The organism is Bacillus cereus group sp. MYBK139-1, from assembly GCF_051916915.1.
Lineage (GTDB): Bacteria > Bacillota > Bacilli > Bacillales > Bacillaceae_G > Bacillus_A > Bacillus_A pacificus.
Window position 1 is genome coordinate 478,209 of sequence record NZ_JBQAHO010000003.1, and the last position, 26,351, is coordinate 504,559.

Here is a 26,351-nt window from a genome sequence, read left to right on the forward strand (position 1 = left end):
TCCCCCTGTTTGTCATATACTTTCTCTCAATGTTTTCGGAAGGTAAATTGTAAAAATAGCTCCCCCATTTTTCTCATTTTGAATCTCAATTGTTCCCTCGAGTAGATCTACCATTTCTTTCACGTTTGCTAGTCCGTAACCACGATTATTTCCTTTCGTTGAAAATCCTTTTTGAAAAATGGTCGTGATTTTTTCAGCTGGTATTCCTACTCCGCTATCTATCACTTCAAACACAATATCGTGCCCAATATCCGTAACGAAGAAGGAAACACTCTTTTCCTCTCGTTCACTAACCGCATCAAATGCATTGTCGATTATGTTTCCAAGTATCGTAATAAGGTGCGAAACTTTTATATGGTCTGGTAACGGATGAAGTGCACTATCTCCTTCAATATGAAAATCAATTTTCTTCTCAGACGCTGTTCCGATTTTTCCTAATAAAATAGCTTGTACTTTCGCATCGTGAATTTGATGGAATAAAATATGGTTTTGGCTTTGATGAATATTAGATTCTTGTTGAATAAATTCAATCGCTTCTTTGTAATGCCCTAATTGCAATAATCCCGATAAGACGAAAAGCTTATTTGTAAATTCGTGTGTTTGAGCACGTAAGTCCTCAGAATACTTTCTTACCTCAGATATTGTGTTCACAAGGTTTTGCAGTTCTGTTTTATCTCTAAAACTACATACAACGCCTACCGTATTATTATTTTCAAGTATTGGTGTCATGTTTAAAATAAACACTTTATCTTGAAATGCGATTTCTTGATCGTTTTCTAGTACTCTCTCCATATGAAATTCCGGTAAAACTTTTGAAATGTGCTGCTGCATATAATCATCATGTACATGCAGCATTTCTTCGGCCGACGTGTTCATCATCGTAATAAAACCGTTTTGATCAATGGCGATAATTCCTTCTTTTATAGATAGTAGTATTGCGCTTCGTTCCCGGTATAGCGCTGCGATTTCATTTGGCTCTAAACCGAGTGTATCCTTACGAATGCTACGTGCTAAAAGGATGCCCCCAACAATGCCGGCTAATAACACCGCTAAGGAAAAGAGGATAATTTCTTTCGTTCTGCTCAGTATGTTAGATTCAATACCTTTTATTAAAAATTCTACTGTCACAACACCTACTACCTGATCGTAGTCTCCGTTATGAACAATAATGGGTGCTTTCGCCATTAAAGCTAGACCACTTTCACCATTTCCTTCAAGCGTATAATAACCACCAAAAGTGAGTGCTTCATAGTTATATGGATTGTTACTCTTTGTACCAATCAACTCCGAATTAGAATGCGAATACATAACCCCATAGCGATCTTCTATAATGACAGTATCGGCACCAGCTTGCTCACGAACTTGTTCGGCAATGGATTGGATCGTACTTTTATGCTCATGATTTTGAAAAGCTTCTTTTATAGCGGGCATAAAAGAAAGCGACTTCGCTGTTTGCAGTGCTAACTGTTCTACTTGACGCTTCGTATCAACGGACTGAATGTACACAAATATTCCTGCTAACAGGAGAACGACAAATAAAATTAACGTAATAATTAAGCTTACTATTTTCGTTTGTAATGACACTTTGCGTGATTTCTTCATGCTTCATATCCTTTGATAAAATATTCAAAACTATCAATCTCCTTTTTCTATTATTATGACAAAACTGAAAATGAAGCAACTATTAAAACTATCCATGTACATAAAGTACAAAAAGAATAAAATTGTCATAATATTGAGATTTCATTCTATAGACAGTACAATTCAACTACAATGAACACGCTTTCATAATTATCATTTTATTTATAAGCAAGAGGAGGAATGATTATGGCTCAAGTAAAATCAAACCGAGTCGCCGGCAATATTTTCAAAGGTTCTGTCGGCAATTTAATTGAATGGTACGACTGGTACGTTTACTCTGCTTTCGCTGTTTACTTCTCAGCAGAGTTCTTTCCTAAAGGAGATCCAACGAGTCAGTTACTGAACACTGCGGCTATTTTCGCAGTTGGGTTTTTAATGCGCCCTATCGGAAGTTTATTAATGGGACGCTATGCGGATCGGCACGGACGCCGGGCAGCATTAACACTTTCGATTACGGTTATGGCCGGTGGTTCTTTCATTATTGCCTGTACACCTAGTTACGAAAGTATCGGTATTATGGCACCAATTATTTTAGTTCTTGCTCGTTTACTTCAAGGGTTATCACTTGGCGGAGAATACGGCACTTCCGCAACGTATTTATCTGAAATGGCTAGTAGTGGTCGCCGCGGTTTTTATTCAAGCTTCCAATATGTAACGCTCGTTGCTGGACAGATGGTTGCGTTAGGCGTTCAAATTGTTCTTCAGCAATTACTAAGCGAACCAGATATGAAAGCTTGGGGATGGCGTATTCCGTTCATTATTGGAGCGATGGGAGCAGTAGCTGTATTATGGCTTCGCCGCACAATGGATGAATCGGAGCAGTTCTCAAACATAAAATCACAAAAACGCGAAAGCGCAGGAACCGTTCGCGCGCTTATGAAACATCCGAAAGCAGTATTAACAGTAGTCGGCTTAACATTAGGAGGCACTGTCGCATTCTATACGTACACAACATATTTACAAAAGTTCATGGTAAACACAGTCGGTCTTCCGAAAGAAGTTGTAAGCTGGATTAACTTTGTCGCACTACTTATATTCGTTGTGCTTCAACCAATTGCAGGACTATTATCCGATAAAATCGGACGCCGCCCACTATTAATGGCATTCGGTATTCTCGGAACGTTACTAACAGCACCAATCTTCTTCTTCATGGAAAAAACGACAGAACCAATCGTGGCGTTCTTACTTATGATGGTCGGCCTCATTATCGTTACTGGTTACACATCGATTAACGCAATTGTAAAAGCAGAACTCTTTCCAACTGAAATTCGCGCACTAGGCGTAGGTTTACCATATGCACTAACCGTTGCGATATTCGGCGGAACAGCAGAATTCATCGCTTTATGGCTAAAAAGTATCGGAATGGAATCACTATTCTACTTCTACGTAGCTGGATGTATCGCAATAAGCTTTATTACGTATTGGCGTATGGATGAGTCATCGAAGACTTCGCAGATTGAGGCGGAGCTTGGTGGTGGGGATAGTTTGAAGAATGGTACTAGTTCAAAATAATACACGGAAGGTCACTTTGGAAAAGGTGGCCTTTTTATACTCTCCCAACTAATGCCACACCCCCAAAAAATATATCAGCGATTATCCAATTATATCGACCGCAACTCCGAATATATCGGCGATTCGACACAACATATCGACTTACCGACAAATTTCGCAAAAACCAGCGCCAAAACTAGCAAGCAATCCCACACCAGCACCCACGCTCCCTACAAAGAAAAAAGCACCAGGTCCCCCAGTGCTTTTCCCCCTACTCTAAAACAAATGACAAGCCACCTCATGTCCCTTCGCAATCTCGACCATCTTCGGTACTTCTTGGGCACATTTTTCAGTGGCGAATTTGCAGCGTGTTCTGAATTTGCAGCCGGATGGTGAGTTGAGTGGGCTTGGTACTTCTCCCTCTAGGATGATCCGTTCTTTGCCTATGTTTGTTGGATCTGGTTCTGGCATGGATGAGAGTAGTGCTTGTGTGTATGGATGTGCCGGTTTTGTGTATAGGTCTTCGCTGTCGGCAATTTCTACTATGTTCCCTAAGTACATGACTCCGATTCGGTCTGATATGTGTCTTACCATAGATAGGTCATGTGCGATGAATAAATATGTGACTCCTGTTTCTTCTTGAATGTCTTGCAGCATGTTTACGACTTGTGCTTGAACTGAGACATCTAGTGCTGAGATTGGTTCGTCGCATAAGATGAAGTCCGGTTTTACAGATAGTGCGCGCGCGATGCTGATGCGCTGTCTTTGTCCCCCGCTAAATTCGTGCGGGTAGCGGTATAAGTGTTCTTCTTTTAAGCCTACCTTTTTGAGCAGGTCTAATATGATTTCTTTTTGTTCTTCTTTTTCGTAAGATCCGTGAATGTTCATTGGCTCACTAATAATTTGGAATACGTTCATTGCCGGGTTTAATGATGCGTATGGATCTTGGAAAATGATTTGCATTCGTTTTCGATATTCTTTTAGTTCACTTTCCTTTAAACCTGCGATGTCTTTTCCGTCGAATAACACGTTACCTGAAGTGACATCGTGTAAGCGAATGATGCTTCTTCCTGTCGTTGATTTTCCGCAGCCCGATTCCCCTACTAATCCGAATGTTTCACCCTTTTTAATTGTGAAGCTTAAGTCATCAACTGCTTTTAACTGCTCTGTTTTTCTGCCGAATAGTCCTTTTTTAATAGGAAAATACTTTTTTAAGTTCCGAACTTCAATTAAGTTTTCTTCATGCATGGGAATCACCTACCGCCCTATCATTTAACCAGCACATGGAACGTCTTTCGTCTCCGATTTCAAAATACGGTGGACGTTCTTTTTCACAAATGTCCATCGCATGCGGGCAACGCTCTGCGAATGGGCAACCTTTCGGCGGGTTTAATAAGTTTGGCGTTACACCTTGAATTGGCGCAAGTCTTTCTTTTACGCCGTTCGATATTTTCGGCAGAGAGTTTAATAGCCCTTTCGTATATGGATGGTTCGGCGATTGGAAAATATCAAGTACAGGTCCTTCTTCCATAATAAGCCCGCCGTACATAACGATAACGCGTGTACAGTTTTGTGCGACTATTCCTAAGTCATGCGTAATAAGAAGTAACGCCATGTTCGTTTCGTTTTTTAAGTTTTTCATTAAATCTAGTATTTGTGCTTGTATCGTTACATCAAGCGCTGTCGTCGGTTCGTCCGCAATGAGAAGGTCTGGGTTACAAGACATTGCCATTGCGATCATAACTCGCTGCTTCATACCGCCGCTTAGTTCATGCGGATATTGTTTTACCCTTTCTTCTGGTGAAGAAAGACCGACTTGTTTTAACAAGTTAACCGCGATTTTCTCTGCTTCTTTCTTTTTTACTTTTTGATGCCGTATAATTACTTCCGTCATTTGCTTCCCAATTTTCACAACTGGATTTAGCGCCGACATTGGATCTTGGGAGATCAATGAAATTTGATTTCCCCTAATAGAACGTAATTCTTTTTCAGATTTAGAAAGGATATTTTCATTATGAAAAAGAATTTCCCCTTCTTTCACTTTTCCTGGTGACGTAACGAGCGACATAACGGACTTCGCCATTACACTCTTTCCGCTTCCAGACTCCCCAACGATACCAACTACTTCCCCTTTATTTAAACGAAATGTAACGCCTCGAACAGCTTCTACTTCGCCGCTTTCTATGAAAAAAGAAGTCTTTAAATTTTTCACTTCTAATAGTTTTTCAGACACGCTTCTCACTCCTTTCACGTAACACTTTAGTTTTCATTTCCAGCTCCTTTTGGCGCGAAAGCTTTCTTCAATGCTTCACCAATTACGTTAAAACTAAGTACCGTTAAAAGGATAAGGAACCCTGGGAAGAGTGTTAAATACCAAGCTTCGCCAATATACCCTTGCGCATTGTTTAGCATGCTGCCCCAAGAAGAATCTGGTTCTCTAATACCTAAACCTAAGAAGCTGAGTGATGATTCCATTAAAATCGATGTCGCAATTGTTAATGTCGCAGCGATAATAATGGTGGATAAAATGTTTGGAATGATATGTCTTACAATAATTGTAAGTGATTTTTGTCCTGATACTTTTGCATATAAAACATACTCCCGCTCTTTTACGGATAGCGTTTCTGCCCTTACAATACGAGCAGTGTCCATCCATGTTAGTAATCCAATAATAAGAACTAACGTCGTAATCCCTGGTTTTAAATAAGCATTTAATAACAGCATTAAGAAAAATGATGGAATTGACATAAGTACTTCAACAATTCGCATTAAAAAGTTGTCTAACTTTCCGCCAAAATATCCGCTCATTGTTCCAACTGCGGTACCGATTGTAATAGAAACAACCATCGCTAGAAAACCGACCGCAAGTGAAACTCTTCCGCCATATAACGCCCTCGTTAAATAATCCCTTCCGTAATCATCCGTTCCGAAAGGATGACTCATACTCGGTTCTTGTAAACGATCTGGAATCGACATTTTACTAGGATCATACGGTGATACAAATGCAAATATCGATGCAATCGTTAAAACTGCCAGTATAATAACTCCCATTAGTACAAACTTATTTTTCGTAAAACTACTTTTTATCGTTTGAAATCTCCTATTATTCATTCCAAATCACCCCCTCATTCGAATGCGCGGATCTACTACGCCATATAAAATATCAGCAATTAAGTTACCGAGAATTAACATGAAGGACGATAGTAATGTAATTGCCATAATAATTGGATAATCAAATCTAAAAATAGCATTTACCCCAAGTGAACCAAGACCCGGCCATGAGAATACTGTTTCCGTAATGAACGCTCCGCCTACTAAACTTGGAATAGATAATCCGAAAATTGTAATGATTGGTATTAATACATTTCGAAGTACGTGATTAAATAAAACGGTTTTCTTCGAAGCACCGTACGCATATTGAATTTGTACATAGTCTTCTTCTAATTGTTGAATTGTACTGGAACGAATATATCTCATATAAACAGAGACGTTTTGGAACGCTAGCACCATGCAAGGTAAAATACCATGCTGCACAATATCCCAGACGGAATCTTGACCGACTGTACGCATACCCATACTTGGAAGAAGGTTCAACTTTAAAGAGAATAAATAGATTAATAGTAAAGCGAACCAAAAGACTGGCATTGAGATTCCCACATAAGAGATAAAGTTTACAATGCGATCAAAGATAGAATTCTTTTTCACACCTGTAAATAGTCCAAGCGGGATTGCGATTACAAATGAGACGAGTAGAGATGATCCCATTAAGCCAATTGTCGCAGGTAACCTTTCTACAATAAGATCTAAAACTGGACGATGGTTTTGAAGTGAATAACCAAAGTTCCCTGTTAAAATATTTTTTAACCATAAAATATACTGCATATAAATTGGTTGATCGAGCCCTAAACTTGTACGAATACGCTCAACATCAATTGGACTCATATTCGGCGTGACAAAGTTTCGAACAGGATCGCCCGGTGCTAGTTTTATTAATAAAAAAGAGATAATAGAAATAACAAATAAAAGCGGAATTGCATTTAAAAGCCTCTTCGCAATTACTTTATACACAAACTTCCCCCCTCAAGCTAAAGAAGCTGATTTCCACCAGCTTCTTTACTGTTTGTTTCTTATTTCACTTCATAAATCTTAGATAAATCTTCAAACATTGTAACTGGAATTGCTTTTGCTTCTTTCAATCCATCAAACTTTTTATCTACTGCAATAACTGCTTTCGGATATGCGATTGGTAGATAAGGTAAGTCTTCTCTAGCTGTCTCTTGAATTTTATGGTATAGTTCTGCTCGTTTTGTTTTATCTGTTTCAACTGCAGCTTCTTCCCATAACTTATCAAAATCAGCATTTTTATAACGTGCATAGTTGTATTCAGCATTACTTAAGAATAAGCTCTTATATGAATCTGGCTCAGGTCCCATTATGTAACCACCGAATGTAATATCGAATTCTTTATTCTCTTTATCTAAGCTTTTTTCACTTGCTGCACTAGCATCTAATGCATTCAGTTCAACTTCTAAGCCAACTTCTTGTAATTTTTGTTGTGTATAAAGCGCTAAGCTTTCCATAATTTTATTATTCGTTACATACATCACGCGTACTTTTTCTTTATCTTTCACGCCAGCTTTCGCTAATAAATCTTTCGCTTCCTTTTTATCATACTTATAATCTTTAATGTCTTTTGCATAATACATAGCATCCGGCGTTAAAATTGAATTTGCTGGTTCTGCAAATTGACTAGAAACGAATGCAGAGTTAATCATTTCTTTCTTATCTAACGCATGCGCAATTGCTTGGCGCACTTCTTTTTTCTTCATTAGATCTGTATTTTGGTTATACGATAAGTAGAATAATCTACCTTCAGGGAATGTCACCATTGAGAAGTTCCCAGTGCTATCTAATTTCTTAAAGTCTTGCGGCTCAATCATCTTCATATTGATTTGACCATTTTGTAGTGAAACATTTGCTGTATTACGGTCTTTTACAACGCGATAGACGATAGAGTCTAATTTCGCTTTACCACCTACATAATCATCGAATCGATCTAATGCAACATACTCATCTGATTTATACTCTTTAAACTTAAATGGACCTGATCCGACAGGTTGTAAGTTTTTCTTACTCTTCGCTAAATCTGCTTCCCCTTCAAATACATGTTTCGGAATTGGGAAGAAATCATTCATCACACCTTCGAAAGATGCGCTTACTTGTGGTAAAACGAATTGAGTCGTTAGCTCATCTACTTTTTTCACCTCAAGCGGTTTTCCTTTAAAAACAAAGTTTTCACGACTTGAGCTATTTTGCTTCTCATCTAAAATAGATTGGAATGTAAATGCTATGTCGTCTGATGTAATTTTCTTACCATCATGCCATTTTAAATTATCTTTTAACTTCAATGTCCACGTTAATTGATCTTCTGAAGGCGTAAAGCTTTCAGCAAGAACAAACTTTTTCTTACCGTCTTCCATATGATACAGCGGTGCATATAAAGCTTGCTGCACCGTTAACGACACACGATCATTCGCATAAAGCGGATTCATCGTCTCTGGGTTATCGCTAACACCAACCGTTAACGTCCCCCCGTCTTTCGGAGTCCCTGATTTACTAGTGCCCGCTTGCTTCGAAGAATCTTTTCCTCCAGAACAAGCCGCTAATGCAATAAGTAGTATTAGGACAAATGGTAATGCAAATAATTTCCGTTTCATCTTTCGGCCCCCTCAAACTAGTTATACCCATAAGAAAACTCGGAATTAATCCCGAGTTTTCTTATAAGTTTTAAATTACCACTACCTCTATATAAAGTCAAACTTTTTTGTAAAACTAGAAAGTTTGAAATCTATTCATGCATTCTTGCGATAAACTATATTGATGCGAAGAGCAAAATAAGTTAAAAAACTAGTAGCCTAAAAAATTTCTCTTAAATGATTGTTATATATGATCGAACATGAAGAATAAAATTAAAGACAAAAAACACATTTAGGAGGTTATCATGACATTTGATGAATTGAAAAAAACCAAACCAACAACATCATGGGTTGAGTATGATGAAGACGGGGAATTTTTCACTGAAGAAAATATAAATGCAACAAATAAGGTTCTTGACACTTACATTAACAATTTACAGCAATTAGGTGAGAATCCAACCGAAGTCGAAGTCATGCAAGTTGTTAAAGAAGTCGTTATTAAATTAAATGAACTAAATATCGAACATAACCATTTTATCGAAACAACGGAAAGAGAAGATCTCTATGAATTTATCGATGCAGCAGCACGAATAGCTGGCTTAGAATCCGAAGAAGATATAACAGAAGAATGGCGGGAATGGTAAAAAGCTGTACCTCTAATAATGAAATGCACGGCGGTCTAACAAAGGACACCGTTTGAGATCCTAATCTTAATAGGAAAATCAGCGGATTAGCTACCAATGGCTTCATAAAACAGATGCCATTGGTAGTTCTATTGGAGTAATCTAACTTATTACCTTTGGTTCTTAAATCCCCAACCAGATACTAAATAGTTTTGCGTTTTGTTTATTGTAACGCGGATTACCTTCTTCTTATCATTTTTAGAATAACCTTCTACATCAATAAAACCCTCACGAACTCCATGTAAAATCTCAGCTTTAGTAACTACAAGATCTATATTTTCTTTATCCTTCATGTGATTTATTGCTACTTTCGAAGCTTTATCTTGCGTAATATTTTTGCTGTACATTGTATAAGATATGTAGCCTATTATTAATAATAAAATTGTTAAAATAGCAATATTCATCCTGTTTTTCTTATTCAATATACCCTCTCCTTAAGAAGATTTATAATATAACTATAAATCTTTTTTAAGACGATGGAAATGCTAGTAGTGGTTATGGCGATACTGTACAGCAGTTATAAAATTTAGAAACCTGTAGAAATAAATGACTCAGTTCTTCATAACACCTAAAATAACTTTGATGCAACTCTTTATTTTTCTTGGAAAGGACCAAATGTTATTACCCCTCAACCCAAAATTAAAAAGACCACCAAAAGGCAGTCCCTCTCAAAACTCAATCCTCTCCCCAACTCCGCGCTCCACCGCTCTCTCATACAAATACTTCGCAACAATAATATCCACTACCGCCAAACCAACCGATTTAAAAACAGTAATCTCTTCATCGCTTTCGCGGCCTGCTTTTTCCCCGCTTATAATTTGACCAAGTTCAGCGTGGATATTGCTTGCTTTAAATAAACCTTCCTGTATCGGAACTTGAAAGTCCCCTGTTTCTTCTAATGCTGCTTCTTTTGATTCGACTACTACTTTGTTAGCGCCTACGATGGCGTGGGATGGTAGTTCTTGCATGCTTGGCCTGAATGAGCCGACGGCGTTTAAATGGACGCCTTTTTGTAGTTTTTCTGAGAAGACTGGTGTGGATGCGTTCGTAGTTGTGACGATGATGTCTGCTTCGCTTATTGCTTCATTTGCATTTGTTTTAACATAAGCAGGTGTATTGAATTTCTCTTGTATATATTGCGCAAATGCATACGCTTTTTCTTCTGTTCGATTGTATAAAATGACTTTTTCAATATCTCTAACCGCAAATATAGCTTCAGCAATTCCCTTTGCCTGTTCGCCTGTCCCGATAATACATAACGTTTTTGCGTTATGACGAGCTAAATGTTTTGTCGCTACTCCTGATAAGGCGCCTGTTCGAATCATCGTTAAGTAGGATCCTTCTAAAAGTGCGAGCGGTTCTCCCGTTTGAAAGTCTGATAGCATCACAATCCCGTTTATCGTTTTCTTTCCTATCTTTTTGTTCTCGGGGACTACTGTTACTACTTTTAAGCCAAGTGCCTCAAGCCCTTCTGCGACTGACGGCATAATTAATGCCGTATTTTGCTCGTTCACAAATGGTAATGAACCGCGAATTGGCGTGATTGTTCTTTCTGCGGAAAACTCTTTTAAGGCAAGCGCCGCGTATTCAATGACTTCATTCATATTTACTAAGTTTCGTTGTTCGTTCGCGCTTATGACTAGCATATCTTCCCACCTCCTCCTCTTATCCTAACAAAAATCCTCGATTCAAATCATCTCTCGGATCTATAACGAACTGATGAAATCCTGTAATAAATGCATGCCCTGTTACTTTCGGAACGACAGCTTCATATGTATGTACCGCTGTTACCGACAGTACTTCTCCCTCGAATTTCCCTTCAGTAATGCATTCGTGGATGAATATTTCTTCCTTTTGTAAAATACCTTTTTCAAAAAGAGTTGCGATTCTTGCGGAAGTTCCTGTGCCGCAAGGAGAACGGTCTACTTGCCCATCAGCGAAGATTGTTACATTTCGTAACGTTGCGTCTTCCCCTTTCGGTTCATCTGAGAAAATAACGCCGTATATTCCTTTTAATCCTTCTTCAAGTGGATGCTTTACTTCCATTTTGCTCTCGATATAGTGCTTAATTTTACCGCCCCACGTTTGAATAGCAGCTAAGTCTTTAAAATCAACTTTCAAACCAAATTCTTTACTATCCACAACAGCGTAGAATGCTCCGCCAAACGCGATATCTACTTGAAATTCATAGTCATCTATTTTAATAGGAACATCTTTTTTGTATACAAATGAAGGAACATTTTCAAATGATACGGACTCTACTTCGCTCCCGTTATATGTTGCGTACGCAATGACTTCCCCAGCAGGGCTATCAATAATGAACTTTTGTTTCTCACCTGTCACTTCAAACATACCTGTCTCAATTCCGACTGTAATAACAGCGATAATGCCGTGTCCACACATCGTACTCCATCCTTCATTGTGCATAAATAACACACCAAAATCAGCGTGATTACTTGCAGGCGGAGTAATGATACAACCGTACATACCGTGATGTCCTCTCGGTTCATACATAAGAATTTCGCGAAGATGATCCAAATGTTCCATGCAGTATGCACGTCTTTCTAGCTGCGTTTCTCCTTTTATTTCTGGTACACCACCCGTAATAATTCGAAGCGGTTCCCCAGCTACGTGTGCATCAATTGTTGTATACACTTTACTAACCTTCATTTCTATCTCTCCCCTATATGTTAATACTCTTTTCATTGCAAATATCATGCCAACGCATAGGGTATAAATTTGTATACATTGTTTGAAAAAGCATACAGTACTGTCTATTTTTTTATACACAATCCATAATCCATTTTATGGAAACACTTGATACAGCCAGGCTTATTATTTTCAATGGAAAGTTACCTCCATCCCCAACATATACTGTTCAAAAGCAAAAAGGAAGTGATCCCATGTATTACGGAACAAAAGGCTGGTACGTAGCTGAACTAAAAAAATTAGGTGTTCGCTATCATGAAGGAAGAAAACTAGAAAGTTACCGCGGACACGTCTTACGTAATTTACTCATTGCACAACAAGAGAAATTAAAAGAACAGTAACATTCTAATGTAACGATATCGGCGATTCTCGGAATATATCAGCGATTCAACACAATATATCGGCGATTTTTTAAATTTATCGACGATTCGACATGGAATATCGACTTATCGACAAATTCCGCCAATTCATCTATCTACACCACCAACCAATCACACATTCATACAAAGCAAAAAAAGGTCACCCAAACGGGTGACCTTTCTTCCTTATTCACAAACAAGAATTTGTCTAGTAAATGATCCTTTTCTTGTAATGCAGCGATCTATAATTTCAAATCCTGCTTCATGGATCATGTCGTCCATCGTTTCCATTGTGACAACGACTACTTTTTTAGCAATACGACGCGCGCTTGAAAGAATGGAGAGCTGGTCTTCTGGTGTTGCGTGCGTAAATAAGTCATACGGCATATCGATAATTGCAACGTCGTAGTTCTCAGCAATTTCCTCGATTGGACCTTTTGTTACTGTTCCTTCAAACCCGAAATGCGCGATATTTTTTCTCGTTCCAAGAACTACAAGTGGATTTATATCTCTACCAACGATGTTAATCCCCATAGAAAGTGCTTCTACTACTACTGTTCCAATACCACAGCATGGGTCAATTGCACGTACTCCATCTGGATTTGGCACCGCAATATTTGCAACCGATCTCGCAACACGTGTACTAAGAGATGTCGAATAGCTATGCGGTTTTTTTATGTGGTGATACCAAACTGGTTCACTTTCTACATAGTGCCCGAAGTACCAGCGTCCTCCAAGAGGAACAATCCCGAATACACGCTCTGGATTACGAACATCCGCTTCTCCTTCAATATGCATGCCGAGATCTCGCTCGATAAGACGTCTTTCCCCATATTCGATTTTATTCTCTCCAACAAGGTCATTAATTTTAACGAAGATAACTTTGAATGTCGCCCCTGCCAAATCAATTTGTTCTACTTGTTTCAAAATACTTTCTAAGTCGTCCCCTTCATACATAACCTCAACGCGCTCTTTTATAAACGCACTTCTACTTGGGTCAATTTTGACATCACTTTTCAAAATATTAACGTGGGACTCCATTCCAAAGAACGAGCGCATTTCCAAGTAACATAAAGCACGCTCCTCCTCGCGAAATGCATACGTGTATATACATGCAGGTGTTTTACTATGATTATTCAATCTATTATCATCCTCTATATCGTTATAATTACAATAATGTTTCGTATAAAGTGAAACTTTAATCAGCCCTCACCAATCGGACTTTTATGGGCAGTTGATTCCCTACCTAACTCCTCTGCTTTCGCTGAATTTTGAGGTGGGGGTCTTACTGCCCATTAAAGTCGGATAAAATTAAATGATATCACATGCCTGAAATAAAGAGAAACGTTAATAAATAAAAGAGACTGCCTATTAGCAATCTCTTTTGATGTATTAACGGAAAGAAGATACGTTATTACCCTTCGCTTCGTAATAATCTAAAATACCTTGATAAATCGCTTCCGCTGCAGCTTGTCTCTGTTTTGGTGTAGCAATTTTATCTGCATCACTTTTATTATCTACAAATGCTAATTCTGTTAATACAGCTGGCATTGTATTTTCTCTAGTTACGTATAAGTCCTGATGTTTTATACCACGATCTTTTGTTCCAAGTGCTGCTACAAGACGATCTTGAATTTTTTGTGCTAATAACTTACTGTCTTCTACATGCGGATTCGTTACTTTTGCTCTTGCTGACTGATAATATAATGTTTCTGTACCTTGTCCATTTTTATATTGAGAGCCATTAGCATGAATACTTACAAAAATATCTCCATTATGTTCCTGTGCAAACTCTACTCGTTTTTTCAATGAATCTGTTGAGTCTACTCCTGGACGTGTATTATCTGTACGAGTGAACATAACAGTAAATGGTGCTTTTTGCTCAAATATTTTCTTTAATCGTAATGATACATCTAATACAGTTTCACTTTCTTTCTCATAATAACCAACATTACCCGAGTCAATTCCACCGTGACCTGGATCAATAATAATTGCTTTACCTTCTAAGAAGTTCTCTTGTTTTACTGGGTTTAATTGATTTTTATCAACCCATTGGAAACCAGCGCCTACGCGGATACGAATCCAGCTTCCACTCTCTTCCATAACCGTTACTGTTTGTGCATTATATGTACCTAGCACTTTAGAACTATGTGAAGCTGTTTCATAAGTAGTAAATCCTTCATTAATCGTTTCTGTTTTTTCTGTTAGAGGTGTCCACTTCTCACCTTTACTTGTTACAATTTTTAACCAGCCATCTGCTCTTTGTTCTTTCACTACAACCATTTGTGGCTTATGCTGAACATCAGTAATACCAGATGATAATGATGGTTGATGATATGTAATAAAGTTTCTGTTCATATACATTCTTTTTGATGTATCTGTTTTATTTTGATCAGCCATCGCAATAAACTGAGCTGCTTCTGCACGAGTTACAGTTCCTTCAGGCTCCCAGCCATTTCCCGTACCTTTAGAAATCTCTAAAGCTACTAAAATATTAGCTTGTTTCTTACCCCAATGAGGTTCCAAATCTTTAAACTGTGTTGGAAGTTCTCCAATAATTTTCTTATCTAATGAGTATGCTTGTACTAACATAGATGCCATAGATGCACGGTTAATTTGGCTTGATGGATTGAATTTACCAGTACCATCCCCATTAATTACACCTGCTTTTTCCACCGCAGCAATGTACGGAGCTGCCCAATGATTTTGTGCATCTTTAAAAGATGGTTTTGCTTTTGGATCAATTGGTAAACCAAGAACGACTGCTAAAATTTTTGCAGCTGACCCTTTATCTACTGCTTCAGATGGAGAAAACGTTCCATCTGGCTTTCCATCAAGCGCCTTTTTTCCTACTAAATAATCAACTGATTCTTGCGCCCATGAAGGAACATCTGAAAACTTCTTCGCTGCTGCGAAACTACTTACTGGAGACGATAATAAACTTGCGGCTAAAATACCTGCCGCGACTGCACGATACTTCATAAAAAATAATACTCCTCTCGACAATCATCTTTTAATAACGCGTAATCTTAATATATAAATCTCGAAAAATCCGAACAAAAAAAATTAGTGCGCCTCTATTATTTTATAATACTCGAATTATGTAGTAAACCTACTTTCTTAATATTGTAAAATAAATTACAATTAATTTACTCTTTGTTAAATAAAGTCGATTTCTCTGCAAACAAAAAATAGGCTACTAGAGGTAGCCTATTTCTTTTCTTATTCTGCAATCATCTCTGATAATACATATGCATAAACAAGTGCTTCTGTATGAGCAATCGAACTTTCATGTGTACGCTCAAATGCATGAGAAGAATCAATACCTGCTCCAATTAATGCATGCTTCACATCAAATCCAGCGCGAATCGCAGCTGATGCATCCGATCCATAGTACGGATAAATATCTACTTTATATTCAATATTGTTCGTTTTCGCAAGCTCTACTAAATGTTTACGTAGTGCATAATGATACGGACCACTAGAGTCTTTTGCACAAATAGATACTGTATACTCGTCAGATGCTTGTCCATCACCTAGCGCTCCCATATCAACCGCTAAATATTCAACCGTTTCTTCTGGAATGTTAGAGTTACCACCGTATCCAATCTCTTCATTGTTAGAAATTAAGAAATGAGTTGTATATGGTAATGTTACGTTTTCGTCTTGTAATCTCTTAATTAATTTTAATAGGATTGCAACACTTACTTTGTCATCTAAATGACGTGATTTTATGTATCCACTCTCTGTAATTTGAACGCGTGGATCAAATGAAACGAAGTCTCCTACTTCAATTCCTAATTCACGTACTTCATCAGCTGAAAATACGCGCTCATCAATACGAACCTCAATATTTTTCTCATCGCGTTTCGCTTCACCTGCATCTTTATATACATGTACAGATGTTTGATGCATTAAAATCGTTCCTGTATACGTCTTGCCACTTGATGTTTCAATTTCGCAATATTCTCCTTCTACAGAGTTCCAGCGAAATCCGCCAATCATAGAAAGACTGAGACGACCATCTGGCTTAATTTCTTTTACCATCGCACCTAACGTATCAACGTGTGCTGTTAATAAACGGTGCTGTGCATCATTTTTCCCTTTTACCGTTAAAATAAGAGCACCTTTATTGTTACGCTTCGTTTCTACATTCCACTCACTTACATAGTTTTCAATAAAGCGAATAATTTTCTCTGTATTTCCAGATGGACTTGGAATAGAGACAAGCTCCTTAATCAATTCCATCGTTTCTTTCGCATGATGTGCCATTATCATTTCCTCCTCATTTTTCCTATTATTTAGTATACCGAATTTACTATAAATCCTCTACTCATATAGCTTAATTTTCTAAATTATAGTAAAATTCATTTTAGTATATAAAAGGAGTTATACAATATGAATATATCAAAAAAATATGTACACATTGCACTCATTTGGTTTCTAGCATCATTACTTTGTTTACAAGTTTCTTATGCAGTTCATACTACTACTTCTATTACAATTGGCTGGGTATTAACAGCTATCTTCTTCATTATTAGCTTAATTGCAACAAAAAAGCATAGCGTTAATGAGTAACGCTATGCTTTCCCTACAAATCTATTCTTCTGAAACGTCCAACAAGTAAATACCTCTTTCAAACCCACCGCGCTCTATCTCTTTCTGCTTACGAAGACGTTCTACATCTTCAATTGTTGCACCTTCTGCACGCGCTAATGATATGATTACTTCCAGTGCATCCGCAAGAGAATCAAGCGCATGTTCACGCTCTTTCATAGAAGCAAATTCACGAATTTCTTCTGTTCCAATTTTCGCCAAAGCTTGTATGTATGCTTGTCCTGTTAATTTTTGTGCTGTATATGTTTTTCCAGACATTAAGATTTTCTCTGGAACACGATCTCTTACTAACTTGTTATATGCTGACATCATTCATCCTCCTATGTTTAATAGCAGCCGAGCTCTGCCTTATAAAATAACCACTCTTTTTTCACACAAGCACTTAACATATCAATTCCTGATCCGTGCGCCCTTACTGCCGGAAAGAAATAATGCTCTGGTTCTTCTTTCTTCTCTCCATATAAGGTTTGGTACTCATCAGGAATCGCTTCTTTTTTCACATCCCGTTCTTTCTCCACTTCACCTGAGAAAGCAACAATTGGATGCCCTTCAAAGAATAGTGCAGTCCGTACCGCAAGAGATGGTGTACTATGCAAAGCATAATATGTAAGTAAAATAATAACGATAACACCAATCAATTTCTTCATTCATTACTCCTTAAAAAAAGTGCTAACACAATTATACTAAAATGTGTTAGCACTTTCTCCCCTTTATCCTAAATTAGCCGGCAGTAAAACTACCACTACACTTTATTCTCCTTTAAATGCTGGCAAACGTTTTTCTAAAAATGCAGCAATGCCTTCTTTATGATCCGCTGTTTGTCTCATCGCATATTGGCCGCGTTTTTCAAGTTGCAGCGTTTGTTCTAAATTGGAGCGATTTACTTCACATAAAATTTGCTTCGTTTGAACCATCGCTTTAATCGGCTTTTGTGACCATTCACTAATTTTTTGCTTCACAGCCGTTTGGAAATCTTCGCCGATTACTTCATCAATTAAACCGATATCAAGCGCTTCTGTCGCTGATAATTTCTTTCCTTCCCAAATAATTTGCTTCGTCATATTTTCACCAACGCGTTTTTGAAGGAAGAAATGGCCGCCACCATCTGGAATTAAAGCGATTCCAATAAAGTTCATCGCAATAATTGATGATATATCTGCCATCACATAGTCAGCTGTTAGTGCAATACTTAATCCAAGACCAGCAGTTGGTCCATGAATAGCACTAATAACAAGCTTCGGCATCGTATATAAAGTCACAACGACTTCAGAAATAGTATTCATAATACCATCAAACTTGCTTTCATCATTACTTGAAAGCATCGATTTAATATCTCCACCCGCAGAAAAACCACGGCCATTCCCGCATAATACAACAATGTGTGCAGAACTCTCCGCTACTTCTTTCAGTTTTTGTAATAGCTCTTTTAACGTTGGCTCATCTAATGCATTTAACACCTCTGGGCGATTGACCATAACCGTTGCAACGTGCCCTTCATATTTCACAATGACAGATTCTGTTTTACTTGTTACTTCCATTATATATACCCCTCTTTTCTACACAAAGATTATACTTATATAATTATAGAAAGGATGTGAAAAACCCTTCTTTTTTCTTAATTTTCTGTCTAATAATCTCGTAATTTGTATATCGCCTTGCATAAAACATACAATTTCGTTGAAAAATATAGAAATTAAAGTCGGTTTATCCCGGCTCTTCATCTATTTACCATTACAATGAAATGGTGTATTCTTAAGTCTGATATAAAAATTAAATATAGAAATTCATTCCCCTTCCTATTATATAGAGGGGTGCTGAAATAAAGGAATGAAGAAATGGAGGAACATATGGTTACTAAGTTAAAACAGACGGATAACTACTTCCCGCATTTCCTACTGCTATTCATCGTGTTTCAACCAATTTTAGATTTATTAACATCTTTTTCAATCTATGTATTACACATGAGCGCAACAGTCGGAATCGTAGTCCGTTTCGCCTTTATGCTTCTTGCATTAGGTTATCTACTTCTTCATCATAAACAACAAGGCGCGAAAAAGTACATTCTCTATTTATGTTTACTCGGAATTGCACTGGCAATCGGTCTTGTAAATAATATGATGGTTAAATCTCCAGTTTCATTTGGAGAAGAAGTTAAATTTATTTTAAAGAGCATATATCCAATTGTGCTACTGTTTGGATATATTATCGTCTTTAAAGAGCTAAAAAATAAAGAATATGTGTTTCATAAAATCATTACATATTTCTTATATGCAACTTTAATTTTAAGCATCACAATGATTATCGCAATGCAAACTGGCACTGATTTCCCAAGCTATCCTCACTCAAAAATTGGCTCAAGAGGTTGGTTCTTTGCTGGAAATGATTTAAGTGCTCTCTTTGCGATTATGTTCCCAATCGTTGTCTTATATTCGATTTATAAAACAACTTCTTTCTCGAAAATATATTACTGGATTCCAACAATACTTGCGATGTATGCAAGTATTATGGTCGGAACAAAAGTTGGATATGGTGCAATTGTGCTAACATTAGGCGTAGCACTTTTCTTCTCGTTCATTGAATATATGATAAACCGTAAAAAAGAAAAAAAAGGATTCACATATCTTGTAAACACCATCGTTGCAGCAGTTGTACTAGGAGGTTTAATTGTTCTTACACCGCATACTCCTATCGCAAAAAATATGGGAATCCACATGCAAATATACGAATACAAAAAATCAGTACAAGAAGAACAAGATAAAAAAGAAGGAAAAGTAATTAAAGAAGATCCAAAGGATGCAAAAAAACACGCAAAAGGTGAACTAACAGACTCTGAAGTGAAGAGTTTAATTTATAGTGATCGGGACAAATTCTTAAAAGTATACAAACAATACTATAAAGAAGCACCGCTCTCACAAAAACTTTTTGGAATGGGTTACGCTGGTAACTACACAGTTAAAATTAAATTAATTGAAATGGACTTCCATGACCTATTTTTCGCCTTTGGAATTATCGGTTTCCTTATTTACTTAATACCACTTCTATACTTCGGTATTAAACTATTCATCCGTATGATCACAAACTTTAAGAAAATTATAACTGTAAAATATATGCTATTAACTAGTACACTCATCCTATCACTTGGCATTGGCTTTATGTCTGGTCACGTATTAACAGCGCCATCTGTTAGCATTTTTTTCATCGTTATACTCGCCTACTTAATTGTTGATTTAGAAATAGAATAAGAAAGAAGCAGCATCTATTTGGATGCTGCTTCTTTCTTATTGCAACCCTTTATCGCCTCCATATTCAGCAAAAAAACACTTAATTGTCCGCTTTTTTTACGTATGAAATTAGAAACCGTTTATATGGAATAATTATTTTAATCGAATTATTAACATGCTAAAATATTAAAGGCGCTATTATAAAAAAGAATATATAATAGATATGTCGGTTTTTTACGAAATGTATTTCGAAAAAGTGAGGAGAGTCCTTTGGTATTTAGTAGTTCGATTTTCTTATTTATCTTTTTACCTCTCGTATTATTTCTCTATTTTATAGTGCGTGCCGAGCTACGTAATTTCGTATTACTTGCATTTAGTTTAATTTTCTATGCATGGGGCGAACCACGTTTCGTTCTTTTAATGCTCTTTTCCATCGTATTAAACTACTGCTTCGGCCTACTCGTGCATCATTATGATAAACGAAAAAATATGAAAGTCACATTTTTAATTATGGCTGTAGTCGGAAATATACTATTACTTTCTTATTTTAAGTATATTTCATTTTTCACAGACATTTTAAACAACGTATTGCACTTATCTATTCATGTGGAACCTATTCCACTACCAATTGGAATTTCATTTTATACATTCCAAGCGATGTCCTATGTCATCGATATATACCGTAAAGATGGGGATGTTCAAAAAAACCCACTTAACTTAGCGCTATATATCTCTATTTTTCCTCAGCTTATTGCCGGACCAATTGTTCGTTACAATATTGTCGCTGAGCAAATTAAAACGCGCATCCATTCTTTTAAACGATTCACAGAAGGTATTCAAATTTTCGTTCTCGGACTAGCAAAAAAGATATTAATCGCTAACCAAGTTGGATTTGTCGCTGATAAAATCTTTGCCTTACCACCATCTGAAATGAGTGTTGGAACGGCATGGATTGGTATTATCGCCTATACCCTGCAAATTTATTTCGATTTCTCAGGATACTCTGATATGGCAATCGGACTTGGAAAAATGTTCGGATTTGATTTCCCGAAAAACTTCAACTATCCGTACATCTCTAAATCTATTTCAGAGTTTTGGAGAAGATGGCATATTACACTCGGCTCTTGGTTCCGCGATTACATATATATCCCGCTCGGCGGAAACCGCGTTTCAAAACTAGCGAATTATCGTAACCTTTTCATCGTATGGGGGTTAACTGGTTTATGGCACGGGGCGAGCTGGACATTTATCGCCTGGGGCTTATATTACGGCTTTATTATTTCAATTGAAAAAGCTGGATTCGAAAAAATATTAAACAAACTATGGAAGCCGCTGCAACATGCATACGTATTACTAATCGTTATGATCGGTTGGGTCTTCTTCCGAGCTGACAACTTCGCTTACTCGTTCCAATATTTAAAAGCGATGTTCGGCATAAGCGGCCAATCTTTCATCGATGACAATACGATGTTATACGTACATGAATACATTATCGTATTTCTCATTGCCTTTATCGCAGCGACACCAATTTTAAAAAGAATGAACAATATACTAGAACTTGCACCAAAAACGTATATGTTCACAATGCAATTTGTACGTCCTATATTATTACTAACATTATTTATGATTTCGGTTATGTACTTGATTAACTCAACATATAATCCATTTATTTATTTCAGGTTTTAACTGATGTAGGAAGGAAAAGTTATTATGAAAAAATTGGGGAACCTCATCCTGTTTATCGGTTTTCTCACCATTATCTTTTCATTTGGCATATTATCGTTACTCAAAACAGACCGAGACATTTCACCAGTTGAAAATCGGCCGCTCGCTCAAAAACCAGCACTTACGAAAGAAGCTCTCCTAACTGGTAGCTTCTTTAAAGATGTCGAAACATACACAAATGATCAACTAATCGGACGAGATGAGCTTATTAAAAACTATACAATTGCTCAAATTAATATGGGCAAATCTCTCATTAACGACATTATTTTAACTGATGATAAATGGCTCCTGAAAAACCCGGCGTGGACAAAAAAATATAATGAAATTGACCAATCCATGCCTGCTATAAACGATTTGTCTCAGTTTTTAAAAGAACAAAACGTTGAGTTTTACTTTGCTTTACCACCGTCAAAAACGAATGCATTATCATTTAAATTACCTTCTCATATTCACACATATGCACAGGAAAATTTAAATTACTTTCTAAACAAGCTTCCAGCAGACGTAAAGCCAATAAAACTTATGGAACACTTTAAACAGAACTATACAAACGAAGAAATACAAGACATGTATTTCAAAACAGATCATCATTGGAATATGGACGGTGCCTTCTTAGGTTACCAATATATAATGAACACAATCGGGCAACAATCTTCTATATATAAAGGAAAAGAAATAAAAAAAGAAGACTACACTCGTACATGTGCGCAAAATAAACATTTAATCGGAAGCTTCAACAACCAGCTATACCAGCTCATCGATGCCAATGGTGAAAAATTGTGCTACTACACACCGAAAGACGGTTTCAACTTCACAAGCGTAACCGCAAAAGATGTGCAAGGTACTATTCACCAAAACTTAGATGAAATATACGGCGTAGAAAAACAAAAAGATACAACATCATACGCAGGTTATTACACGGACGACTATCCAGAAATCGCCGTCGAAAATAACAATGCACAAAACGAAGTACGCGCCTTAATCCTAAAAGACTCATTCGCAAACGCAATCGTGCCACACTTAGCACAAAGTTTCAAACACACATCTATCCTCGACTTGCGTCACTATCACGAAAAAGATGTATATCAATACATTCAAGACAACAACATTAACATGGTATTGTTTGTGTATAGTGATTCGAATTTGAGCGGGGATATGTTTAAGTTTAAGAAATAGAAAGAAGGCTGTTGTATTTTTACAAGAGCCTTCTTTCTAGTAAAAAATCAGCGGGGATGAATCCCCACTGATTTTTTACTTTATCTATAATCGACTTATAGATTTGGGTTGTTAAGAACGTTCACGTGTACAGCTTGTGAACCGATTTCGCTTGTTAGAACATCTTTCTCACCTAATACTTTGAATACTAATGTACCTTTATCAGTGTACTTAGTAGTTAAAGTATCATAAAGGTCTGCCTTGAAGTTTGGAAGTGCAGAATCACTTGTTTGAGATACTGTTACATAACCAAGCTCTTGATCAGATAAGTCGAAGTGAGCATTACCATTTGTATCAAGGTAAAGTTTTCCTTGATCATCACCAGATTTTACAACACGTACTTTATGTTGTGTTTCTTTCGTTAAGTTAATACCTTTTACGATATCATCAAGGTTACTCTTCTCAAGCTCTAATACAGTACCGATGTTGATTTTCTTCTCAACAAAGTTTTCTGTTTGAACTGGTTTGAAGTTTACAGATTTAATAGCGATTTTCTCTTGAACGATTTCAACTGTCGCTTTACCAGCAGTTGCACCATTTTTCGTTAAGTGGATATCAACTTTACCTGGTTTTAAGCCTTTAACAACAACTTTATTTCCAACAATCTTAGCTTCAGCTACATCTGGATTTTTAGAATCAACTACATAACCTTCTAAGTTTTCAGGATCAGAGTATACGCGATCTGAAGTGTACTTAGATAATTGATATGCAACTGTGTCAGAAACATTTAGGTCAAGTTTTGTATCAGGTGATGCACCGTATTGACCTACTTTAGATACAAGTTCGAAGTTTTTGAATGCAACGTTACCTTCTGTTACGTTCACATATAATGAACCTAGAGTTTCACCATTAGCATTTTGGAAGTGAACTGTACCTTCTCCAACTTCCTTACCTGTAACACCAATAGTTTTTGTACCAATTGAACCAGAGTCAGTCGTTACTACATCTAATCCACCTTCTGCAACTACACCTGTTTTCGGAAGAACTTCTTTAATTGCAGCTGTATTAGCACCAAATGGATCGCCATATTGGTCAGTTGTTACGAATGTAACAGGTAATGTTTTGTTTTGAACAACTTGTAATTTATCTGGGTTAGCTTTTACTGATACTAATTTACGAGAATCAGTCGTTACTTTAAATTTAACATCTTTTGTAACGTCGCCTACTTTAATAGTAAGTGTAGCTTCACCAGCAGCTTCAGCTGTAATGTAGTTGTTTACTACAGAGATAATACCGTGATTTGAAGATTTAATGCTAATTGAGTTTGGATCAACTACTTTATCTTCTCCAGCAATTGTAGCAACTACGTTATGGATTTGTGCTTTTTCGCCAACTACTAACGTTTGGCTGTTTAGTTTGAAGTCTTTTCCAGTCAATTTATTACCGTATACTACACCGTTTTTATCTGCATCTACCGCAAATACAGTACTCTTAATTGCAGAAGCTGGTGTATCAAGGTTTTTCACTGTAATAATACCAGTGTTAGAAACAGTTAAACCACCGCGTTTTGTAACTTGAACCTCTACTTTATAATCACCATGCGAAAGGCCAACACCAAGTTTACCTGTAGAAGAAGTTGACTTTCCACCCTCAAAAATTTCTGCTGGTGAACCGTCTAAGTTATTTGCTACAAATTTGACATCATGGTCTGCTAAGTTTAAGTATTCAACATCAGCGTTACCTTTTTCGTCATTTAATTTGAAGACAACTGCTTGACCAGCACGATCATCATCAAATGTAAGTTTTTCTACTGCTAATTTTTTCACTTCGTATACAAATTTCGTTACGAATGATTGATTTTTCACTTTTACAGTAAGGTTTTTATTTGGAGCAACTTTACCACCAAGTGTTACAGTTGCAGAAGTACCGTCAGCACTTGCTTCGATTGCAACAGCTTTGTCTCCTTCAAGAGTTACATCATCAGCAGAAAGTTTTTCTAAACCAGTACCTGTTAATGTTAATTTCGTTGGCTCTGAAACTTTCACATCCGTTACATACGCTTGTGCATTATCTTTTTTGCCATACTTTTTATCTGCTACTGCGATAAATTTAGCTGCTTCTGCACGAGATACAGATTTATTTGGCTCCCACTTATTTCCTCCTGTTCCTTCAGAAAGTCCAAGGTGGATTAGGATGTTAGCTTTTTCTTCACCCCAATGATCTAATAAATCTTCAAATTTTGTAACTAACTCGCCGTTAACTTTATCTTTTAAGTTATAAGCACCTACGATCATAGAAGCGAAAGAAGCACGGTCAATCTTTTTATCTGGAGAGAAGTTTTCTTTTCCATCTCCTCTAACTACACCCGCTTTTTCAACCGCTGCAATGTATTTTGAAGCCCAGTGATTTTTAGCATCTTTGAAAGATGGTTGTGCACCCTCTTCAACTTTTAAGCCTAATGTAATTGCCATAATTTTCGCAGCAGAAGCACGATCAATTTCTTCAGCTGGAGCGTATGTACCATCTGGCTTACCTTCGATTGCACCTTTATCTACTAAATAATTGATAGATTCTAATCCCCAATGATTAGCTGGAACGTCTGGGAACGATTTACCTGCTGCTGCTACTGGAGAAACAACACCTGCTACCATTGCTGCTGTCATTGTACCTGCGATTACTTTTTTGTAAGAGTTAGTCTTTGCCATTTTATAAATTTCCTCCTTCAGGAATATGCTACTAGTTTCATATCATATTAAATTTGAAAACTAGCTAGATAGAAAAGCCATAAAACAATAAAAACATAAACAAAAACACTATAATGAAAAGTAGTTCACATAAAAAATGATACAAACCGTTAGATGTAAATATAAGGTTTAAATACCATTTCCTGAAACAATTTCATCATACTATACAAAACCATTCGTTATCAAGAACTTTATCAAAAGAATATTCGACACATTCTGATAATTCAGTCTTTTAATCGTACTATTAGGATATTGATAATGTTTAAATATAGAAATGAATAAACTGTTTTCCTATAAACCACTCTCACTG

Annotated in this window: 23 protein-coding genes; 7 read left to right on the forward strand and 16 right to left on the reverse strand. The window is 36.9% G+C overall.

All coding sequences use genetic code 11. The annotated features are described in order from the left end of the window. Positions 1-12 precede the first annotated feature (12 nt). Positions 13-1,602, reverse strand: coding sequence for an ATP-binding protein (locus tag ACTFRS_RS19555; protein WP_440023362.1), 1,590 nt, complete (start codon positions 1,600-1,602; stop codon positions 13-15). Positions 1,603-1,827: 225 nt separating this feature from the next. On the opposite strand from ACTFRS_RS19555, the gene ACTFRS_RS19560 reads away from it, so the two are divergent. After that, on the forward strand, positions 1,828-3,153 hold the full coding sequence (locus ACTFRS_RS19560) for an MFS transporter (protein WP_440023361.1): 1,326 nt from the start codon (positions 1,828-1,830) through the stop codon (positions 3,151-3,153). A gap of 255 nt (positions 3,154-3,408) precedes the next feature. On the opposite strand, the gene ACTFRS_RS19565 is transcribed toward ACTFRS_RS19560, so the two are convergent. From ACTFRS_RS19565 to ACTFRS_RS19585, 5 genes are read right to left on the reverse strand one after another with little or no spacing between them, the layout of a single operon-like run. Further along, positions 3,409-4,380, reverse strand: coding sequence for an ABC transporter ATP-binding protein (locus ACTFRS_RS19565; protein ID WP_440023359.1), 972 nt, complete (start codon positions 4,378-4,380; stop codon positions 3,409-3,411). After that, positions 4,373-5,365: an ABC transporter ATP-binding protein gene (locus tag ACTFRS_RS19570; RefSeq protein ID WP_336564871.1), complete on the reverse strand. Its 993-nt coding sequence runs from the start codon at positions 5,363-5,365 to the stop codon at positions 4,373-4,375. The genes ACTFRS_RS19565 and ACTFRS_RS19570 overlap by 8 nt, the downstream gene beginning before the upstream one ends. 26 nt (positions 5,366-5,391) lie before the next feature. Further along, the gene (locus tag ACTFRS_RS19575) at positions 5,392-6,243 is read right to left on the reverse strand and encodes an ABC transporter permease (RefSeq protein WP_440023358.1); all 852 of its coding nucleotides are present in this window, start codon (positions 6,241-6,243) and stop codon (positions 5,392-5,394) included. Between the two features lie 6 nt (positions 6,244-6,249). Then, positions 6,250-7,200, reverse strand: coding sequence for an ABC transporter permease (locus ACTFRS_RS19580; RefSeq protein ID WP_440023356.1), 951 nt, complete (start codon positions 7,198-7,200; stop codon positions 6,250-6,252). Positions 7,201-7,259: 59 nt separating this feature from the next. After that, positions 7,260-8,849 carry an ABC transporter substrate-binding protein gene (locus tag ACTFRS_RS19585; protein ID WP_440023355.1) on the reverse strand — a complete coding sequence of 530 codons (1,590 nt, stop codon included), beginning with the start codon at positions 8,847-8,849 and terminating at the stop codon, positions 7,260-7,262. 284 nt (positions 8,850-9,133) lie between these two features. On the opposite strand from ACTFRS_RS19585, the gene ACTFRS_RS19590 reads away from it, so the two are divergent. Continuing rightward, positions 9,134-9,472: a hypothetical protein gene (locus tag ACTFRS_RS19590; RefSeq protein ID WP_440023353.1), complete on the forward strand. Its 339-nt coding sequence runs from the start codon at positions 9,134-9,136 to the stop codon at positions 9,470-9,472. A gap of 149 nt (positions 9,473-9,621) precedes the next feature. On the opposite strand, the gene ACTFRS_RS19595 is transcribed toward ACTFRS_RS19590, so the two are convergent. From ACTFRS_RS19595 to ACTFRS_RS19605, 3 genes are all read right to left on the reverse strand, one after another. Further along, positions 9,622-9,915 carry a hypothetical protein gene (locus ACTFRS_RS19595; RefSeq protein WP_373925900.1) on the reverse strand — a complete coding sequence of 98 codons (294 nt, stop codon included), beginning with the start codon at positions 9,913-9,915 and terminating at the stop codon, positions 9,622-9,624. A 264-nt stretch (positions 9,916-10,179) separates the two neighbouring features. Next, a complete protein-coding gene (locus tag ACTFRS_RS19600; protein ID WP_440023352.1) occupies positions 10,180-11,157 on the reverse strand; it encodes an ornithine cyclodeaminase family protein in 978 nt (325 codons plus the stop codon). 19 nt (positions 11,158-11,176) lie between these two features. Continuing rightward, on the reverse strand, positions 11,177-12,229 hold the full coding sequence (locus ACTFRS_RS19605) for a proline racemase family protein (RefSeq protein WP_440023350.1): 1,053 nt from the start codon (positions 12,227-12,229) through the stop codon (positions 11,177-11,179). An 89-nt stretch (positions 12,230-12,318) separates the two neighbouring features. Here ACTFRS_RS19605 and ACTFRS_RS19610 point away from each other — a divergent pair, with 89 nt between their 5' ends. Beyond that, positions 12,319-12,561, forward strand: a complete 243-nt coding sequence (locus ACTFRS_RS19610) for a YflJ family protein (protein ID WP_440023349.1) — start codon at positions 12,319-12,321, stop codon at positions 12,559-12,561. Between the two features lie 204 nt (positions 12,562-12,765). On the opposite strand, the gene ACTFRS_RS19615 is transcribed toward ACTFRS_RS19610, so the two are convergent. The 3 genes from ACTFRS_RS19615 to ACTFRS_RS19625 all read right to left on the reverse strand — a co-directional run bounded on the left by ACTFRS_RS19615 (position 12,766) and on the right by ACTFRS_RS19625 (position 16,851). Beyond that, on the reverse strand, positions 12,766-13,719 hold the full coding sequence (locus tag ACTFRS_RS19615) for a TRM11 family SAM-dependent methyltransferase (RefSeq protein ID WP_440023347.1): 954 nt from the start codon (positions 13,717-13,719) through the stop codon (positions 12,766-12,768). Between the two features lie 252 nt (positions 13,720-13,971). Further along, positions 13,972-15,561, reverse strand: a complete 1,590-nt coding sequence (locus tag ACTFRS_RS19620) for an N-acetylmuramoyl-L-alanine amidase (RefSeq protein WP_431085281.1) — start codon at positions 15,559-15,561, stop codon at positions 13,972-13,974. Between the two features lie 240 nt (positions 15,562-15,801). Further along, positions 15,802-16,851: a M42 family metallopeptidase gene (locus ACTFRS_RS19625; protein WP_000930036.1), complete on the reverse strand. Its 1,050-nt coding sequence runs from the start codon at positions 16,849-16,851 to the stop codon at positions 15,802-15,804. Positions 16,852-16,977: 126 nt separating this feature from the next. Between ACTFRS_RS19625 and ACTFRS_RS19630 the strand changes: the two genes are divergently transcribed. Continuing rightward, the gene (locus ACTFRS_RS19630; protein WP_001995412.1) at positions 16,978-17,157 is read left to right on the forward strand and encodes a hypothetical protein; all 180 of its coding nucleotides are present in this window, start codon (positions 16,978-16,980) and stop codon (positions 17,155-17,157) included. A gap of 21 nt (positions 17,158-17,178) precedes the next feature. Here ACTFRS_RS19630 and ACTFRS_RS19635 read toward each other — a convergent pair whose 3' ends face one another. The 3 genes from ACTFRS_RS19635 to ACTFRS_RS19645 form a co-directional block, all read right to left on the reverse strand. Then, complete coding sequence (locus ACTFRS_RS19635) at positions 17,179-17,505, reverse strand: nucleoside triphosphate pyrophosphohydrolase (protein WP_001277353.1); 327 nt, start codon at positions 17,503-17,505, stop codon at positions 17,179-17,181. 17 nt (positions 17,506-17,522) lie between these two features. Next, positions 17,523-17,843 (reverse strand): hypothetical protein, encoded by a 321-nt coding sequence (locus ACTFRS_RS19640; protein ID WP_076874481.1) that lies wholly within the window; start codon positions 17,841-17,843, stop codon positions 17,523-17,525. Between the two features lie 102 nt (positions 17,844-17,945). Next, complete coding sequence (locus ACTFRS_RS19645) at positions 17,946-18,734, reverse strand: enoyl-CoA hydratase (protein WP_098667804.1); 789 nt, start codon at positions 18,732-18,734, stop codon at positions 17,946-17,948. 309 nt (positions 18,735-19,043) lie between these two features. Here ACTFRS_RS19645 and ACTFRS_RS19650 point away from each other — a divergent pair, with 309 nt between their 5' ends. The 3 genes from ACTFRS_RS19650 (at position 19,044) to patB1 (ending at position 23,318) form a co-directional block, all read left to right on the forward strand. Next, positions 19,044-20,438 (forward strand): O-antigen ligase family protein, encoded by a 1,395-nt coding sequence (locus ACTFRS_RS19650; protein WP_318160812.1) that lies wholly within the window; start codon positions 19,044-19,046, stop codon positions 20,436-20,438. A 249-nt stretch (positions 20,439-20,687) separates the two neighbouring features. Further along, a complete protein-coding gene (locus ACTFRS_RS19655; protein ID WP_440023344.1) occupies positions 20,688-22,103 on the forward strand; it encodes an MBOAT family O-acyltransferase in 1,416 nt (471 codons plus the stop codon). 24 nt (positions 22,104-22,127) lie between these two features. Then, entirely contained in the window at positions 22,128-23,318 is a 1,191-nt protein-coding gene (gene patB1 / locus ACTFRS_RS19660; RefSeq protein ID WP_440023342.1) for a secondary cell wall polysaccharide O-acetyltransferase PatB1, read from the forward strand. Between the two features lie 95 nt (positions 23,319-23,413). On the opposite strand, the gene ACTFRS_RS19665 is transcribed toward patB1, so the two are convergent. Then, positions 23,414-26,002 carry an S-layer homology domain-containing protein gene (locus ACTFRS_RS19665; protein ID WP_440023340.1) on the reverse strand — a complete coding sequence of 863 codons (2,589 nt, stop codon included), beginning with the start codon at positions 26,000-26,002 and terminating at the stop codon, positions 23,414-23,416. Between the last annotated feature and the right edge of the window lie 349 nt (positions 26,003-26,351).